This is a genomic window from Nonomuraea sp. NPDC046570, from assembly GCF_040645915.1.
In the GTDB taxonomy this organism is placed as follows: Bacteria; Actinomycetota; Actinomycetes; order Streptosporangiales; family Streptosporangiaceae; genus Nonomuraea.
In genome coordinates this window covers 274,205-290,357 of the sequence record NZ_JBEYZF010000004.1, presented here as the reverse complement: position 1 = coordinate 290,357, position 16,153 = coordinate 274,205, and the positions used below count along the sequence as shown (strand labels likewise).

General features: G+C 72.5%; 14 protein-coding genes. 10 read left to right on the top strand and 4 right to left on the bottom strand.

Annotation, left to right across the window (positions count from 1 at the left end; all coding sequences use genetic code 11):
• Both ABZ911_RS09600 and ABZ911_RS09595 read left to right on the top strand, forming a co-directional pair.
• The gene (locus ABZ911_RS09600; protein WP_358053807.1) at nt 1–2,229 is read left to right on the top strand and encodes a DUF5682 family protein; all 2,229 of its coding nucleotides are present in this window, start codon (nt 1–3) and stop codon (nt 2,227–2,229) included.
• A complete protein-coding gene (locus ABZ911_RS09595) occupies nt 2,222–3,352 on the top strand; it encodes a VWA domain-containing protein (RefSeq protein ID WP_358053805.1) in 1,131 nt (376 codons plus the stop codon). Before ABZ911_RS09600 ends, ABZ911_RS09595 begins: the two co-directional genes overlap by 8 nt.
• Before the next feature lie 3 nt (nt 3,353–3,355).
• Here the strand turns inward: ABZ911_RS09595 and ABZ911_RS09590 are convergent, their stop codons facing one another.
• Nucleotides 3,356–4,795: a DHA2 family efflux MFS transporter permease subunit gene (locus ABZ911_RS09590; protein ID WP_358053803.1), complete on the bottom strand. Its 1,440-nt coding sequence runs from the start codon at nt 4,793–4,795 to the stop codon at nt 3,356–3,358.
• A 104-nt stretch (nt 4,796–4,899) separates the two neighbouring features.
• On the opposite strand from ABZ911_RS09590, the gene ABZ911_RS09585 reads away from it, so the two are divergent.
• The gene (locus ABZ911_RS09585) at nt 4,900–5,634 is read left to right on the top strand and encodes a TetR/AcrR family transcriptional regulator (RefSeq protein ID WP_358053801.1); all 735 of its coding nucleotides are present in this window, start codon (nt 4,900–4,902) and stop codon (nt 5,632–5,634) included.
• A 120-nt stretch (nt 5,635–5,754) separates the two neighbouring features.
• Nucleotides 5,755–6,759 carry an enolase C-terminal domain-like protein gene (locus ABZ911_RS09580; RefSeq protein ID WP_358053799.1) on the top strand — a complete coding sequence of 335 codons (1,005 nt, stop codon included), beginning with the start codon at nt 5,755–5,757 and terminating at the stop codon, nt 6,757–6,759.
• Between the two features lie 4 nt (nt 6,760–6,763).
• Here the strand turns inward: ABZ911_RS09580 and ABZ911_RS09575 are convergent, their stop codons facing one another.
• Nucleotides 6,764–7,903, bottom strand: a complete 1,140-nt coding sequence (locus ABZ911_RS09575) for an ROK family transcriptional regulator (RefSeq protein ID WP_358053797.1) — start codon at nt 7,901–7,903, stop codon at nt 6,764–6,766.
• 104 nt (nt 7,904–8,007) lie between these two features.
• On the opposite strand from ABZ911_RS09575, the gene ABZ911_RS09570 reads away from it, so the two are divergent.
• The 5 genes from ABZ911_RS09570 to ABZ911_RS09550 are packed head-to-tail and all read left to right on the top strand — an operon-like array spanning nt 8,008 to nt 12,060.
• Entirely contained in the window at nt 8,008–8,736 is a 729-nt protein-coding gene (locus ABZ911_RS09570; RefSeq protein WP_358053795.1) for an amino acid ABC transporter ATP-binding protein, read from the top strand.
• Nucleotides 8,737–8,756: 20 nt separating this feature from the next.
• A complete protein-coding gene (locus tag ABZ911_RS09565) occupies nt 8,757–9,674 on the top strand; it encodes a glutamate ABC transporter substrate-binding protein (protein ID WP_358053794.1) in 918 nt (305 codons plus the stop codon).
• Nucleotides 9,674–10,318 (top strand): amino acid ABC transporter permease, encoded by a 645-nt coding sequence (locus tag ABZ911_RS09560; protein ID WP_358053792.1) that lies wholly within the window; start codon nt 9,674–9,676, stop codon nt 10,316–10,318. Before ABZ911_RS09565 ends, ABZ911_RS09560 begins: the two co-directional genes overlap by 1 nt.
• Nucleotides 10,315–11,103, top strand: coding sequence for an amino acid ABC transporter permease (locus ABZ911_RS09555; RefSeq protein ID WP_358053790.1), 789 nt, complete (start codon nt 10,315–10,317; stop codon nt 11,101–11,103). Before ABZ911_RS09560 ends, ABZ911_RS09555 begins: the two co-directional genes overlap by 4 nt.
• Before the next feature lie 12 nt (nt 11,104–11,115).
• Complete coding sequence (locus ABZ911_RS09550) at nt 11,116–12,060, top strand: asparaginase (RefSeq protein ID WP_358053788.1); 945 nt, start codon at nt 11,116–11,118, stop codon at nt 12,058–12,060.
• Here the strand turns inward: ABZ911_RS09550 and ABZ911_RS09545 are convergent.
• Nucleotides 12,057–13,463, bottom strand: a complete 1,407-nt coding sequence (locus ABZ911_RS09545) for an LCP family protein (RefSeq protein ID WP_358053786.1) — start codon at nt 13,461–13,463, stop codon at nt 12,057–12,059. The two genes, ABZ911_RS09550 and ABZ911_RS09545, sit on opposite strands and share 4 nt — an antisense overlap.
• 155 nt (nt 13,464–13,618) lie before the next feature.
• On the opposite strand from ABZ911_RS09545, the gene ABZ911_RS09540 reads away from it, so the two are divergent.
• On the top strand, nt 13,619–14,542 hold the full coding sequence (locus ABZ911_RS09540; RefSeq protein ID WP_358054025.1) for an alpha/beta hydrolase: 924 nt from the start codon (nt 13,619–13,621) through the stop codon (nt 14,540–14,542).
• On the opposite strand, the gene ABZ911_RS09535 is transcribed toward ABZ911_RS09540, so the two are convergent.
• On the bottom strand, nt 14,515–16,005 hold the full coding sequence (locus ABZ911_RS09535; protein ID WP_358053784.1) for a prolyl oligopeptidase family serine peptidase: 1,491 nt from the start codon (nt 16,003–16,005) through the stop codon (nt 14,515–14,517). The genes ABZ911_RS09540 and ABZ911_RS09535 overlap by 28 nt on opposite strands.
• Nucleotides 16,006–16,153 lie beyond the last annotated feature (148 nt).

Genomic DNA, 16,153 nt, shown 5'->3' with positions numbered 1-16,153 from the left:
GTGGCCGACGTCCGCGTCCTGGGCGTGCGCCACCACGGGCCGGGGTCGGCGCGGGCCGTACGCGAGGAACTGGCGCGGCTCGAACCCGACGCGATCCTCGTCGAGGGCCCGCCCGAGGCGGACCCGCTGCTCTCCCTGGCCCCCGACCTGGAGCCCCCGGTAGCGCTGCTGGCGCACGTGCCGGGCGAACCGTCCCGCGCCGCCTTCTGGCCGTTCGCCCAGTTCTCCCCGGAATGGCAGGCCATCCTGTACGGCACGCGAGCGGGCGTCCCCGTCCGCTTCTGCGACCTGCCCGCCGCCCACAGCCTGGCCGAACCCGCCAGAGAGCCCGGGGAGCCCGGGGAGCCGGACCCGCTGCGCGCCGACCCGATCGCCACCCTCGCCACCACGGCCGGATACGACGACCCCGAACGCTGGTGGGAGGACGTCGTCGAGCACCGCGGCGACACGCCCTTCGAGGTGATCGCCGAGGCGATGGCGGCCGTCCGCGAAGGGTACGAGCCGGACGAGCGGGAGGCCCGCCGCGAGGCGTACATGCGCAGGACCCTGCGCGCCGCGCTCAAGGAGGGCTTCGAGCGCGTCGCGGTGGTGTGCGGCGCCTGGCACGTGCCCGCCCTCACCCCGGCCGGGGGCGCGCAGCGTGACAACGCGCTGCTGCGCGGACTGCCCAAGGTGAAGGCTGAGCTGACCTGGGTCCCGTGGACGTACGGCCGGCTGGCCTCGTGGAGCGGCTACGGCGCGGGCATCACCTCGCCCGGCTGGTACCACCACCTGTTCACCGCGCCGGACCGGCCGATCGAGCGCTGGCTGGCCGAGGCGGCGGCCGTACTGCGCGAGGAGGGGCTGCCCGTCTCCTCCGCGCACGTCATCGAGGCGGTACGGCTCGCCGAGAGCCTGGCCACCCTGCGCGGACGCCCCCTCGCCGGACTGGGCGAGGTGACCGAGGCTGCGCTCGCCGTCCTCTGCGAGGGCGACGAACTGCCGGTACGGCTCATCGAGCGGCGCATGGTGGTCGGCGACCGGCTCGGGCACGTCACCGACGGCACACCGATGGTGCCGCTGCAGCGCGACCTGCGGGCCCAGCAGCGGCGGCTGCGGCTGCGCGCCGAGGCGCTCGACCGGGAGCTCGACCTGGACCTGCGCAAGCCGCTCGACCTGGAACGCAGCCACCTGCTGCACCGGCTGCGCCTGCTCGGCGTCCAGTGGGGCGTCCAGCGGGAGGCGCGCGGCAGGGGCACCTTCCGCGAGACGTGGCTGCTGGCCTGGCGGCCCGAGTACGACCTGTCGCTCATCGAGGCCGCCGCGCTGGGCACCACGGTGTCCGCCGCCGCCACCCAGCGCGCCCGCGACCTGGCCGCCCCGGGCTCAGGGGGCGGGTCGGGTTCGCTGGCGGAGCTGACCGCGCTGGTGGAGCTGTGCCTGCTGGCCGAGCTGCCCGAGGCGCTGCCCGACGTGCTGGACGCGCTCTCGGCGCGGGCCGCGCTGGACACCGACGTCACCCACCTGATGGCCGCGCTGCCCGCGATGGTCAGGGCGCGCCGGTACGGCGACGTGCGCGGCACCCCGGCCGAGGGGCTCGCGGTGATCGTGGAGTCGATGCTCGACCGGATCTGCGTCGGGCTGCCGGTCGCGGTCACCGGCCTCGACGACGACACGGCGGCGAGCCTGCTCAGCCACGTCGACGCCGTCCACGCGGCCGTCGCCCTGCTGGGCGACCTCCCCGCCGCCAGGCAGGACGGCCACGCGCATCACCCGGCCGAGCGGTGCCGGTGGATGACCACGCTGCGGACGGTGAGCGGGCGCGAAGGGCTGCACGGGCTCGTCGAGGGCAGGCTGACCCGCATCCTGCTGGACGCCGGGCAGCTCGACGCCGACGAGGCGGGCGTCCGCATGGCGCGGGCGATGTCGGGCGGCCACACCCCGGCCAGGGCCGCCGCCTGGGTCGAGGGGTTCCTGGCGGGCGGCGGGCTGCTGCTGGTGCACGACCCGCAACTGCTGGCGCTGGTCGACACCTGGCTGTCGGGGCTGAGCGGCGAGCAGTTCACCGCCGTGCTGCCGCTGCTGCGCCGGACCTTCGGCGCCTTCGCCGCCCCCGAGCGGCGGGCGATCGGCGCGAAGGTCAGCGCGGGGGAGGCGGTGGCCCGGGAGGAGGCCGACGAGGTGGACGAGGCGCGGGCGGCGCCGGCCGTACGGACGGTGCTGACGATCCTGGGGAGGGGCGATGGATGAGCGGCTGCGCAGGTGGCGGCTGGTGCTGGGCGGCGAGGCCGACGGCACGGGGTTCGGGCTGCGGGGGGTGGACGCGCAGATGGACGGCGCGCTGAGCGCCGTCTACGACCGGGACCCCGAGCGCGGCGCGGGGCTCGGCGCGTCGGCGCCCAGGGTGGCGCGCTGGCTGGGCGACATCAGGACCTACTTCCCGTCGAGCGTCGTCCAGGTCATGCAGAAGGACGCCATCGAGCGGCTCAACCTGACCCGGCTGCTGCTGGAGCCGGAGATGCTGGAGGCCGTGGAACCGGACGTGCACCTGGTCGGCACGCTGCTCGCGCTGAACAAGGTGATGCCCGAGCGGGCCAGGGAGTCGGCCCGCGCCGTGGTCAGGGCCGTCGTGACCGAGCTGGAGCGCAGGCTGGCGCAGCGGACCAGGGCGGCGGTCACCGGCGCGCTCGACCGCTCGGCCCGCACGCACCGCCCCAGGAGGGCGGCCGACATCGACTGGGACCGGACGATCAGGGCGAACCTGAAGAACTACCTGCCGGACCGGAACACGGTGGTGCCGTCCCGGCTGGTCGGCTACGCGCGCCGGCAGCGGGCGGTGCGGCGGGAGGTGGTGCTCTGCGTCGACCAGAGCGGGTCGATGGCGGCGTCGGTGGTGTACTCGGGGGTGTTCGGCGCGGTGCTGGCCTCGATGCGCTCGCTGAAGACGTCGCTGGTGGTGTTCGACACGGCGGTGGTCGACCTCACCGACCAGCTCCACGACCCGGTCGAGGTGCTGTTCGGCACCCAGCTCGGCGGCGGCACCGACATCAACAGGGCCATCGCCTACGGGCAGGGCCTGATCACCAGACCGGCCGAGTCGATCTTCATCCTGATCAGCGACCTGTACGAGGGCGGCGTCCGGCAGGAGATGCTGCGCCGGATCGGCTCGATGGTCCAGGCGGGCGTCCAGGTGATCGTGCTGCTGGCGCTGTCGGACGAGGGCGCGCCCGCCCACGACCACGACAACGCGGCGGCGCTCACGGCGATGGGCGTGCCCGCCTTCGCGTGCACGCCCGACGCCTTCCCCGACCTGATGGCCGCCGCGATCGAGCGGCGCGACATCGCGCGGTGGGTGGAGCACCACCTGTCCTGAGCCTCAGTGCGCGGACTCCTCACGCGCGTGCCGGGGCAGCAGGAAGGCCAGGGCGAAGGTCAGCGCCAGCAGCCCCACCTCCACCCAGATCGTCACCTGCAGCGCGTCCCCGAAGCTCCACCGGCTGCGCAGCAGATCGAAGAAGAGGGTGCCGAGCAGGGCGGTGCCGAACGCGCCGCCGAGCTGCTGCGCCGCGGTCAGCGTGCCCGAGGCCGAGCCCGACTCGTGCGGCTCGACCCCGGCCAGCACGATGTCGAAGAACGGCGCCATGGTCAGGCCCATGCCGATCCCGACCAGCAGCAGGCCGGGGGCGAGCTGCCACGGGGTGACGTCGAGCGCGGCCAGGTGGACGGTCAGGCCGAGCACGCCCGCGCCGGCCGCCATCACCGCGGTGCCGATCTGCAGCAGCGTACGGCCCAGCCTGGCCTGCAGGCCGGACATCGCGATGCCGAAGCCGATCACGCCGCCGATCGCCTGAGGCAGCGCGGTGAGGCCGGCCTTGAGCGGGCTGTAGCCGAGGCCGACCTGGGTGTAGAGGGTGAAGACCAGCGACAGGCCGATCAGGCCGGAGAAGAAGGCAAGCCCGGCGACCAGGCCGCCGGTGAAGGCGCGCTTGCCGAACAGGCTGGGCACGACCAGCGGGTCCTTGCCCGTGCGCTGGCGGCGCGCTTCGTACCTGCCGAAGATCGCGAACACCGCGATCGAGCCCGCCATCGAGACGAAGGTCCACGCGGGCCAGTCCAGCTCGGGGCCCTGGATCAGCGGGAAGACGAGCAGGAAGACGGCGGCCGAGACGAGCAGCATGCCGCCCAGGTCGAGCCGGGTGGCGTTGGACAGCCGGAACTCCGGCAGGAACCTGACCGCGCACAGCGCCGCGGCGAGGCCGAGCGGCAGGTTGATGAGGAAGATCATGCGCCAGCCGGTGCCGAACAGGTCGGCGTCGACGAGCCAGCCGGCCAGCACGGGGCCGCCGACCGAGGAGACGGTCATGACGGGCCCGAACGCCGCGAACGCCTTGCCGATCTCCTGCGGCGGGAACATCTCCTTGATCAGGCCCAGGCCCTGCGGGATCATCACGGCCCCGAACAGGCCCTGCAGGACTCGGCCGCCGATGAGCATCTCCGGAGTCGTGGCCAGTCCGCAGAGTAGCGAGGTGGCAGTGAAACCGAGCGCGCCGACGACGAACATGCGCTTGCGGCCGTACAGGTCGCCCAGGCGTCCGCCGGTGATCAGGCCGACGGCCATGGCCAGCGTGTATCCGGCGCCGAGCCACTGGACGAGGCTCTCCGAGCCGCCCAGCTCCTTCCGGATGGTGGGGGCGGCGATCGTGGTGACCAGGGCGTCGAGGAGGTCCATGACCTCCGCGGCCAGGATGACGAAGAGGGCGACCCAGCGCCAGCGGTAGGGCTGGACGTCGGTCACCGCCGGTGTGGTGACGGTCATGAGGGGGGAGCCTTTCTGGCGAACGGTGTTCGTTGCGACAAACACCGTTCTAAAGGCGAACGGCGTTCGTGTCAAGTACAGTGTTCGTAGCCGAAGGGAGCGTCATGAACGAAGAGGCGTCGGCCATCCCGACCCCGCCGTGGCGAAAGGCGCGCAGGGCGGCGCCGGTCAAACGGCAGCTCAGCCAGGAGCTCATCGTGGAGACCGGGCTGCGCGTGCTCGACGCCGAAGGGCTCGACGCGCTGAGCATGCGCAGGATCGCCCAGGAGCTGGACACCGGCCCCGCCTCGCTCTACGCCCACGTGGCCGGCAAGGACGAACTGCTGGAGCTGATCTACGACCGGGTGATGGGCGAGGTCAGGCTGCCGGAGCGCGACCCGGCGAACTGGCGGCGGCAGGTGCGCGAGTACGCCCGCGAGACGCACCGGGTGCTAGCCGCGCACTCCGATATCGCCAAGGTGGCCTTGGCCAGCATCCCCACCGGCCCGAACATGCTGCGACTGGCCGAGTTCGTGTTCGGCCTCCTGATCGAGGCGGGCTTCAGCCCACGCGACGCCTCCCTCGGCATGGACCGCCTGTCCCTCTACGTCTCCAGCGACGCCTACGAGGGATCGCTGCACTACGCCAGGATGCGCGACAGCGGTATGGAGCTGAAGGAGTACTTCCGGCACTTCGTCGGCCAGATCGACGGCTTCTACCGCGCACTGCCGCCCGACCGCTTCCCGCACCTGGCCGCGAACGTCGACGCCCTGATAGCCGACGGCGGCGAGGCCCGCTTCGAGTACGGTCTCGACCTGGTCATCGCCGGCCTGGAGACACGCCCGCGCGACCCGGCCTGAATTGCCTGGGACCGCCGTCCGAGGTGCTCGTCGGTCAGTGTGCCGGTCGTCCTGGCCCCCCCGTTTTGCGCAGTCCGCCACTACGGGCACCATGGAAGAGGTCCGTTCTTAGGGGGATACATGCCGCGTGTGCGGGAGCTTGAGGTGTTCCGGCTGGTCCTGCCGTACGGCAGGCGGCCGGAGAGCCTGCTGGTCCGCCTCACCGACCATGGCGGCATGACCGGCTGGGGGGAGATCGTCGAGCCCGGACCGAAACTGTGGAGCGCGCTGGAGGAGAGGCTCGGCAGGCAGCTCATCGGCGTCGACTGGGAGCACCCGGACCAGGTGCCCGGCGGCGGGCCCGCGGTGGACATGGCGCTGTGGGACCTGTGGACCCGGATGCGCGGCGTCCCGCTGGCGCACGCGATCGGCGGCGAGCGCACTTCGCTGATGGCCACCGTGCGCATCAGCCAGGACCGCTCCCTCGACTCCCTGGTGGCCCGTGTCAACCAGCAGGTGTGCGGCGGCTACGCGCACGTGACGCTGGACGTGCGCCCCGGCTGGGACATGGAGCCGCTGCGCGCGGTCCGGCAGGCCTACCCCGCGCTCAGCCTGGCGCTGGACTGCGGCGCCGCCTACACCTCGGCCGAGCAGCTCGTCGCCCTCGACTCCTACGGCGTGGAGGTGATCGAGCGGCCCTTCGCCATCGACGACCCCTACGCCTACGCCGACCTGCAGGACCAGGTGAACGCCGCGGTCGCGGTGGAGGCCAGGTCGGCCGCCGAGCTGGCCGACTACCTCACCCTGCGCGCGGGCCGGGTGCTGCTGCTGCGCCCCGCCTCCTTCGCCTCCCTGAGCGAGGTACGGCGCGCGCACGACCGCGCGGTCGCGGCCGGCTGGGACATCCTGTGCGCCGGTGGGCACGGCGCCGGACTGGCCAGGGCCGCCGCGGTGGCGGTGGCCAGCCTGCCGGGCTGCACGGTGCCGTGCGACGTCACCCAGCCGCCGCGCAACGCCCAGATCGTCACCCCGGCGGTGGGCGCGGCGGGCGGAGTGGTCGCGGTGCCGCTCACCCAGTCCGGCCTCGGCCACACGATCGACGAGACCCGGGTACGACGGCTGGCCAAGGAGTCCTTCCGCGTCTGAGCGGTCAGAGGACGGCGTCGAGGAGGAGGGCGCCGCCGCCGAGGAGGGCGGCGTCCTGGCCGGCGCGGGCCGGGGCGATCTCCAGGTCGCGGGTGGCCAGCGGCAGGCAGCGCTCGTACACGGCCGCGCGGACGGCCGCGATCAGCGGCTCGGCGGCCGACAGGCTGCCGCCGACCGCGATCACGTCCGGGTTGAAGAAGTTGACCAGCACGGTGAGCACCTCGCCGATCAGCCGCCCGGCGTTCCTGACCAGGCTGGTCGCCTCCGGCACCGCGTCGCCGACCAGGCCGACGATGTCGGCGGGCCGCCGGACCGCGATGCCGGCCTCGGCCAGCGCGGCCATCAGCGCGGCGCCGCTGGCGTAGGCCTCCAGGCAGTCGGGGTGGCCGCAGGCGCAGGTGACGGAGGAGTCGGCGCGGATCCGGACGTGGCTGATGTCGCCCGCCGCGCCCCGGCCCCGGTGCAGCCGCCGGTTGACGATCACCCCGCACCCTATGCCGGTGCCCGCCTTGAGCACCATGAGGTTGTCCGCCTCGGGCCAGGAGAGGGCCTCGCCGACGGCCATCAGGTTGGCGTCGTTCTCCACCAGCACGGGCAGGTCGTATCGGCCGCCCAGGTGCTCGGCGACGGGGAAGTTGTTCCAGCCGGGCATCCGCGACGGGCCGACCACGCGGCCGGTCGCCGGGTCGACGGGGCCGGGGATGCCGGTGGCGACGCCGCGCAGCGGCACCCCGGCGGGCGCGTGCGCGGCGAGCAGGTCGTCGAAGGTGGCGGCGATCCAGTCGAGCACCGCCTCGGGGCCGGCCGCGATGTCGCACGGCCGCTCGTCGGCGGCCAGCGGGGCGCCGCTCAGGTCGAGCAGGGCGAACCTGGCGTGGTGGGAACCGAGGTCGGCGACGGCCAGCACGCCCGCGGTGGGCGACAGGCGCAGCCGGCGCGGGCGGCGGCCGCCGCGGGAGGTGCCGGAGCCCTCCTCGACGAGCAGCCGGGCCTCGATCAGCTCCTCCACGCGCAGCGACACGCTGGAGGCGGCCAGGCCTGACAGGCGGGCCAGCTCGGCGCGCGACTCGGCCTGACCGGTCGCGACGAGCCGCAGGAGTTCGCCCTGCGCTCCGGTCACGGGGAGCCGCTCTTTGCCTGACATGACCAGATGAATACCACGGTTGACCTTAATGCGACAACATGTTGACTTCCGGCGAAATCATCCATTACGGTCCGCTTTATCTTCGATATCGAAGGAAGTTGGCGATGATTCGGGTAAGAGGGCTGAACAAGTGGTTCGGCGAGCACCACGCGCTGCGCGACGTCGATCTGGACGTGGCGCGAGGCGAGGTCGTGGTGGTGGTCGGCCCCTCGGGGTCGGGCAAGTCCACGCTGTGCCGCTGCCTCAACCGGCTGGAAGTGGCGCAGTCGGGTGAGATCGTCATCGACGGCGTGCCCGCGCCGCTGGAAGGCAGGGAGCTGGCCAGGCTGCGCGCCGACGTCGGCATGGTCTTCCAGTCGTTCAACCTCTTCCAGCACAAGAGCGTGCTGGAGAACGTCATGCTCGCCCCGGTCAAGGTACGCGGCGCGGCGCGCGCGGAGGCGGAGGCCACGGCGCGCGAACTGCTCGGCCGGGTGGGCATCGCCGAGCAGGCGGGCAAGCTGCCCGCCCAGCTCTCGGGCGGGCAGCAGCAGCGGGCGGCCATCGCCCGCGCCCTGGCCATGCGGCCCAAGGTGATGCTCTTCGACGAGCCCACCTCGGCCCTCGATCCCGAGATGGTCGGCGAGGTGCTCGACGTCATGACGGGGCTCGCCGCCGACGGGATGACCATGGTCGTCGTCACCCACGAGATGGGCTTCGCACGGCGGGCGGCCGACCGCGTCGTGTTCATGGCCGACGGCCAGATCGTCGAGCAGGGCGCGCCGCACGCCTTCTTCGACGCACCCCAGACCGACAGGGCCAGGGACTTCCTGGCCAAGGTCCTCACCCACTGAAAACGCAAGGGATGGTGTCCATGAAGCGGATGGTCGCTGTCGTCGCCGTGTCGCTCCTGGGCCTGGCGGCCTGTTCGAGCACGGACTCCGGGAGCAGCCCGGCCGTACCCGGAGAGGGCAAGCCCGCCGCGAGCGGGCTGCTCGCCGGTGCGCCCGTCGCCGACGCCGCGGAGATCCTGCCCGGCTCGACGATGGAAAAGATCAAGAAGCGCGGCGAGCTCATCGTCGGCGGGTCGCTGGACGCGCCGCTGCTGTCGCAGCAGAACCCGGTCAGCGGCGAGGTCGAGGGCTTCGACGCCGACATGGGCAAGGCGCTGGCGAAGTACATCATCGGCGAGCCGAAGGTGAAGATCGTCAACTCGGCGTCGGAGACCCGTGAGGCACTACTCGCCAACGGCACCGTGGACGTGGTGTTCCAGACGTACACGATCACGCCGGAACGGGCCAAGCAGGTCGCGTTCGCCGGGCCGTACTACACCTCCGGTCTGTCGATCGCGGTGAAGAAGGGCACCACCGGGATCACCAAGCCGGAGGACCTGAACGGCAAGAAGGTCATCGCGGGGGCCAACACCCCGGCCATCCCGGCGATCAAGAAGATCGCGCCGGACGCCGAGATCATCACCTTCGGCAGCGACCCCGAGTCCATGCAGGCGCTCAAGCAGGACCGGGGCGTCGCCTACGTCCAGGACGAGACGCTGCTGGTGGCCAACGCGCAGAAGGACCCGGCGATCCAGGTGATCGGCAACCCGTTCACCGTCGACCCCTACGGCATCGGGCTCAAGCACGGCGACGAGCAGTTCAAGACGTTCGTCAACGGCTGGCTGAAGAAGACCCAGGACGCCGGGCTCTGGCAGCAGGTCTGGAAGAACTCCATCGGCACGGTCGTGCAGGGCGAGGCCCCCGCGCCGCCGCAGATCGGCTCGGTGCCGGGTTCCTGATGTCCGTCATCCTGGACCACCTGCCGGAGTTCTGGCAGGGGCTGATCGTGACGCTCCAGCTCACCGCCGCGTCCTTCGCGGGCGCGGCGGTGGTGGGCGTGCTGATCACCGCCATGCGGGTCAGCCCGGTGGGCGTGCTGCGCGGCCTCGGCACCGCCTACGTGGAGACGTTCCAGAACCTGCCGCTGCTCGTGCTGCTGGTGCTGGCGGTCTTCGGCCTGCCCGAGATCGGGATCCAGGCCGACCTGCTGGTGACCGCGGTCGTGGTCATCGCGCTGTACGAGGCGGCCTACGTCGCCGAGGCGCTGCGCTCGGGCGTGAACGCGGTCGGTCAGGGACAGGGTGAGGCGGCCAGGGCGCTCGGCCTGACCTTCCGCCAGTCGCTGCGGCACGTCATCCTGCCGCAGGCGCTGCGCACGGTGGTCCAGCCGCTCGGCAACGTCTTCATCGCGCTGACCATGAACACCTCGCTCGCCGCGGCCGTCGGCGTCGTCGACCTGACGGCCGCCGCCAACCGGGTGAACCTCCTGGAGGCCCAGCCCATCCCCATCTTCGTGGGCGCCGGACTGGCCTACGCCCTGATCGCCGCCTGCGCCGGATTCGTCACCGGGCGGCTCGAACGACGGCTGGTGATGATCCGATGAGCAGCCTGCTCTTCGACGAGCCCGGCCCGCGCGCCAGGCGGCGGATCAGGATCGCCACCGTCGTCGGCACACTGGCGGCGGTCGCGCTGGCCGCCCTGGCGGTGCGGCAGTTCGCGGCCAACGGGCAGCTCGGCTACGAGCGCTGGCAGCCGTACACGACCTGGCCGATGTGGCGCTACCTGCTGAACGGGCTGGGCGCGACCGCGCTCGCCGCGGTCGTCGCGGCGGCGCTGTCCATGGGGCTCGGGCTGCTGCTCGCGCTCGGGCGGCTGTCGGAGCGGCGCTGGGTGCGCGGGCCCGCGGCCGCCTACGTCGAGGTCGTGCGCACGATCCCCGCGCTGCTGCTGGTCTACGTGGTGCTGTTCGCCCTGCCCCGGTACGGTCTCGACCTGCCGCTGTTCTGGAAGCTCGTGGTGCCGCTGACGGTGTCGAACGCGGCCGCCTTCGCCGAGATCTTCCGCGCCGGCATCCTGTCCGTCGAACGCGGGCAGCGCGAGGCGGGCCTGGCGGTCGGGCTCACCGTCGGCCAGACCATGCGCATGATCCTGCTGCCGCAGGCGGCCCGCCGGGTGCTGCCGTCGATCGTCAGCCAGTCGGTCGGGCTGCTCAAGGACACCTCGCTCGGCTTCGTGGTCAGCTACGCCGAGCTGCTGTACTCGGGCAAGGTACTGGCCACCTACAACGGCCTGCTCATCCAGACCTACATCGTGGTCGCGCTCGTCTACCTGGTCGTCAACGCGTCGCTGTCCAAGCTCGCCCGCGTCCTCGACGCCCGCACAACCTAAGGAGATCCGCTCGTGCCTGAACTCGCCGCCCTCGCCGAGGTCGTGCGCTCGGGGTTCACCGAGAGCGTCCACTACGGCGCCGCCGTGGGCCTGGCGCCCGGCGGCCGGGTGGAGGTCGCGTTCGGCCCCGCCGAGCGGCCGGTCCTGCCGCGCTCGTCGGCCAAGCCGTTCCAGGCGCTGGCCTGCCTGACCTCCGGCGCGCCCCTGACGGGCGCGAGCCTGGCCATCGCCGCGGGCAGCCACACCGGCGAGGACTTCCACGTACGGCTGGTCGCCGCCATGCTCGGCGAGCACGGCCTCGGCCTCGACGCCCTGGCCTGCCCCGAGGACTGGCCCGAGGACGAGACCACCCGCCACCGCCTGATCCGCGAAGGCGCGGGCCGCTCGCGCGAGCGGATGAACTGCTCCGGCAAACACGCCGCCATGCTGGCCGCCTGCGCCGTCTCCGGCTGGGAGACGGGCGCCTACCTCGACCCGGCCCACCCGCTGCAGCGGCGGGTCCGGTCGGCCGTGGAGGAGCTGTCGGGCGAGAAGGCCGCGCACGTCGCCGTCGACGGCTGCGGCGCCCCGCTGTTCGGCCAGTCGCTCACCGGGCTCGCCCGCGCGATCCAGGCGCTGGTCGAGGCCGCGCCGGGCAGCGCGCCCCGGCAGGTCGCCGACGCGATGCGGGACCACCCCGAGTACGTCGGCGGCACCGGCCACCAGAACACCGAGCTGATGCGGGCGCTGCCGGGCGCTCTGGTGAAGGGCGGCGCCGAAGGCGTGCTGGTCGCCGCCCTCGCCTCCGGCCACACCGCCGCGGTCAAGGTCATCGACGGCAGCCCGCGCGCGACCACCGCCATCGCCCTGGCGCTGCTGCGGCGGATGGGCTGCGAGGTGTCGGGCGCCGCGGCCTTCGAGACGGTGGCCGTCCTCGGCGGCGGCGTGCCCGTCGGCGAGGTGCGCCCGGTGTTCTAGGCGCAGCCCTCGCCGAGACCCTTGGGCCTGGCCAGGTCGTCCGGCTTCTTCGTGTCGCCGGGTGAGGGTGAGGGGGTGGCGGTGGCCGCGAGGGGCGCGCGGGCGGCGGAGTCCGCGACGGCCTTGGCGGTGATCGACCGGATCCGGTCCCAGTCGGGGTCGCCGGTGCGGATCAGCGGCGGGACGAACTGCACGCTCGTCACCCGCGCGCTCTTGACCTTCAGCGCCAGCGGCACCAGGTGCTCCAGCATCGGGCGCGGGATGTCGGTCCTGACCAGTTCCTTGGTGGCCAGCGCGATCCGGTCGAACCGGGTCAGCACGGTCGCGGGGTCGGCCTGGCCGAGCAGCGCGCCGAGCACGCAGCGCTGGCGGCGCATGCGGGTGAAGTCATCGCTGAAGGTGCGCGAGCGGGCGTACCACATCGCGTCGGCGCCCTTGAGCCGCCTGGTGCCCGCCTTGACCAGGCCCTCGTTGTACTTGCCGAACACCACGTCCTGCTCGACGGTCAGCGTGATGCCGCCGATCGCGTCGATGAGCCGGGCGAAGCCCCACATGTTGACCAGGGCGTACCAGTCGATCTTCAGGCCGAGGGTGTAGCCGACCGCCTCCATCAGCGTCTTCGCGCCCTGTTTCGTCTTGCCGCCGAAGAGTTCGGGGTGCGCGTCGGCGTACTCCCAGATGCCGAACAGCAGGTCGTCGCGCCCGCCGCCGGGGCCGACCGGCAGGCGGAAGCCGTCGGGGAAGCGGGTGGCCATCGGAGTGCCCGGGGGGAAGCGCACGTGTTCCAGGTTGCGCGGCAGGCTCAGCAGCACCGTGTTGCCGGTGCGCACGTCGATGCTGGCCAGGTTGACGCTGTCGGTGCGCACGCCCGGCCGGTGGTCGTCGGCGTCGCCGCCGAGCAGCAGCAGGTTCACCCGGGTACGGCCCGCCCACGGATCCTCCGGCGCCCCCTCGGCCGGGACCGGCGCGGGAGCGGCGTCGAACACGCGGTCCAGCGTCTTCTGGGAGATCGACACGAGCCGGGTGACGAACCCGAACGGCACGATCACCGCGACCGCGATCAGCCCGGCGAGCACGCCGGTGAGGATCTGGCCGCCCTGCGGGAGCCGGCTGGGCTTCAGCACCACGAAGGAGTGCACGATCAACGCGAACCAGGCGGCGCCCAGCAGCACGGCGGCGATCGTGATCCCGGTCAACCAGGCGTTGGACGTCAGAAGCCCGAGCAGGTCGCCGTCCGCGCTCAGCACCACCAGCAGCAGCCCGAGCAGGGCCGCGGCGTACAGGCTGAGCAGGGTGAGGCCGGTCCTGCGCCAGCCGGCCCGCAGGTGCGCGGCGCCGGGGGCCACCGCCGAGAGCAGTGTCCAGCCCAGAACCGCCCTGGTGCCGACCGGTTTCGATGTCACACTGTCCCCGCTTCCCCGTGCACTGCTTCGTAGACCGACGGGGAGCCTACGGATTACCACCAAATATCAGCTTATCGAGGGGTGAACATCTAGGCCGAGCTATCGGAAAGCATGCCGGACTAGCCGAATTACCCATATGAGCTAGCGTGACCGACATGTACGACGTCACGGTCCTGCCGATGGCTCCCGATTTCGAGGGCGCCGTCGTCGCCACCCTGATCTCCCGGCGCGCCGGGTCCCGCCGCGCGGTCCTCTACCTGCACGGCTTCACCGACTACTTCTTCCAGGACCATCTGGCCGACCACTATGTCGCCCAAGGGGTCGACTTCTACGCCCTCGACCTGCGCAAGTACGGCAGGTCGCTGCTGCCCCACCAGACCAGGGGCCTGATCAGAAGCGTCACCGACTACTTCGCCGAGATCGACGAGGCCGTCCGGATCATCCGCGAGGACCACGACGAGCTGACCGTCAACGCCCACTCCACCGGCGGCCTGGTCGCCGCCCTCTGGGCCGACCGCGTCCGCGGCCAGGGCCTGGTGCAGGGACTCGTCCTCAACAGCCCGTTCCTCGACCTGAACGTCCCAGCCCCGCTACGGGTGGCCGCCGACGTGCTCAAGGGCCCGCTGTCCAGGACCGCCCGCACCCTGCCCGTCGGCGTCTCCACCGTGTACGGCCAGAGCCTGCACCGCGACCACGGCGGCGAATGGGACTACGACCTGGAGTGGAAGCCCCTCGGCGGCTTCCCCGTGCACGGCATGTGGCTGGCCGCGATCCGCCGCGCCCACCGGCGGCTGCACCGCGGCCTCGCCGTGGACGTGCCCGTGCTGGTGCTCACCTCCGCCAAGGGGATGCGGCTGCGCGTCTTCACACCCGAGGCGCGCACCGCCGACCTTGTGCTCGACCCGCGGCAGATCGCCCGCTGGTCCACCTCCATCGGCTCGCACGTCACCTGCGTGCGCATCCCCGAAGGGCTGCACGACCTGGTGCTGTCGGCCGAGCCCGTACGCAAGCAGGTCTTCGACGAGATCGACCGCTGGACCCGCGCCTACATCTACCAGGGGAAGGAGAACAGGCCGTAGTAGGCCGCCGCGACCAGCAGCAACCCTGTGCCGCCCAGCACGCCCGCGATCGCCACATGCTGCCAGCGGGTCGGCCGCAGGCCGTCGCGCAGCGCCGCCAGCAGCGTCGCCACCGCCGTGACCTCCTGCAGCAGCATGAGCAGCGCCAGCACCCGCACCACCAGCCACCCGGACAGCACCGCCGGCCAGGCCCCCGCCTGGTTCACCGAGAACAGCACCAGCAGCATGATGAACGCCACCACCGCCGCAAGCAGGCCCAGGCCCGTCCACGCCATCCGGCGCAGCCGGCGCCTGATCGGCGGCCACAGCCTGGCGTTCGCCTCGGCGGGCGGATTGCGGCCGCGCAGCCGGACCACCAGCTCGGCCACCGGTGCGGCCACGTAGCCGACCGCGGCCAGGCAGATGGTCAGGCCCAGCATGGTGCCCGCGGCGTACCAGGGGGCGGCCGGGACGTCGGCGGCCTGGAACCGCTGCACCGGCGTCTCACCCGCCAGCCGGGGCGCGGGCCGGGCGCTGTCGGGCAGGCCGAGGATCCAGTTGCCCATCGTCTCCAGGTAGCCGGGCGCGAACGGGCCGCCGTTGATCCGCATCGCATGGTCGGCGCGGTCGAGGAAGCGGATCGTGTACGCGTCGTTGCCCGCCTCCGCGAGGGCCTTCGTCAGCGCCTTGGTGCTCTCGACGAACGGGATGGACGGGTCGGTCGTGCCGTACAGCGCCAGGACCGGCTGCCGGACCTGGCGCAGCGCCGGCATCGCGTCGTAGCGCAGGAAGTCGAAGCCGATGCCGCCCATCGCCCTGGTCAGCAGGTCGCGGGCGCCGATCGGCGCGCGCAGCCGCAGCAACTGCTCGTTCAGCGCCCAGGCGACCTGGCGCAGTGGGGAGACATTCGGCGAGGACACCAGGATCGTGAAGGCCACCTCGGCGCTCTTGGCGGCGGCGATCGGCACCACCCAGCCGCCCTCGCTCACCCCCCACAGCCCGGTACGCGCGGGATCCACCTCGGGCAGGGCGCGCAGATACCGCACCATGCGCAGCGCGTCGTCGGCGAGCAGGCCGAAGTCCCGGTCGCGGAAGTCGTAGCCGACCGTCCGCTTGTCGAAGGCCAGCGTCACCACGCCCGCCCTGGCCAGCCACTCCGCCTGCGGGGTGAACTCGGTGCGCGAGCCGTTGCCCGACCCCGACACGAAGACCATCGCCGGATGCGGCCCCGGCGCGGTCGGAATCCTGACCGTGCCCTCCAGCCGCTGCCGCTCCGCCTCCAGCGAGACCTGCTCCTCGCGGAACGACCCGAGCTGGGGCACCGCCCGGTGCTCGGCGGCGGGCTGCGCGGGAAGCGCCTGGAACATCGGGTCGGCGGACAGGGGCGGCGGGTCGAACGCCGGGGGAAGGGCGTAACCGACCGCCGCGAGAGCCACCAGCACCAAGCCGACGGCCACGCTCAGAGTGCCACGGCCGCTGCGCATCGGCCTCCTCAAGAGACTGGACTGCCCGCTGATCTTTCAGCCTACTCCGGGCGTGTCCGCTCACGGGAGGGAGTTTTCTCCCTGTGAACACTGAGGACCGAGCTTCGCGTCGTGCCTGCATTTGTCGGTGGGACCTGTTAGCTTCCTG

Coding starts and splice junctions, on each gene's coding strand:
- ABZ911_RS09595 (WP_358053805.1), top strand. CDS start 2,222: ATGGATGAGCGGCTGCGCAGGTGGCGGCTGGTGCTGGGCGGCGAGGCC.
- ABZ911_RS09590 (WP_358053803.1), bottom strand. CDS start 4,795: ATGACCGTCACCACACCGGCGGTGACCGACGTCCAGCCCTACCGCTGG.
- ABZ911_RS09585 (WP_358053801.1), top strand. CDS start 4,900: ATGAACGAAGAGGCGTCGGCCATCCCGACCCCGCCGTGGCGAAAGGCG.
- ABZ911_RS09580 (WP_358053799.1), top strand. CDS start 5,755: ATGCCGCGTGTGCGGGAGCTTGAGGTGTTCCGGCTGGTCCTGCCGTAC.
- ABZ911_RS09575 (WP_358053797.1), bottom strand. CDS start 7,903: ATGTCAGGCAAAGAGCGGCTCCCCGTGACCGGAGCGCAGGGCGAACTC.
- ABZ911_RS09570 (WP_358053795.1), top strand. CDS start 8,008: ATGATTCGGGTAAGAGGGCTGAACAAGTGGTTCGGCGAGCACCACGCG.
- ABZ911_RS09565 (WP_358053794.1), top strand. CDS start 8,757: ATGAAGCGGATGGTCGCTGTCGTCGCCGTGTCGCTCCTGGGCCTGGCG.
- ABZ911_RS09560 (WP_358053792.1), top strand. CDS start 9,674: ATGTCCGTCATCCTGGACCACCTGCCGGAGTTCTGGCAGGGGCTGATC.
- ABZ911_RS09555 (WP_358053790.1), top strand. CDS start 10,315: ATGAGCAGCCTGCTCTTCGACGAGCCCGGCCCGCGCGCCAGGCGGCGG.
- ABZ911_RS09540 (WP_358054025.1), top strand. CDS start 13,619: ATGTACGACGTCACGGTCCTGCCGATGGCTCCCGATTTCGAGGGCGCC.
- ABZ911_RS09535 (WP_358053784.1), bottom strand. CDS start 16,005: ATGCGCAGCGGCCGTGGCACTCTGAGCGTGGCCGTCGGCTTGGTGCTG.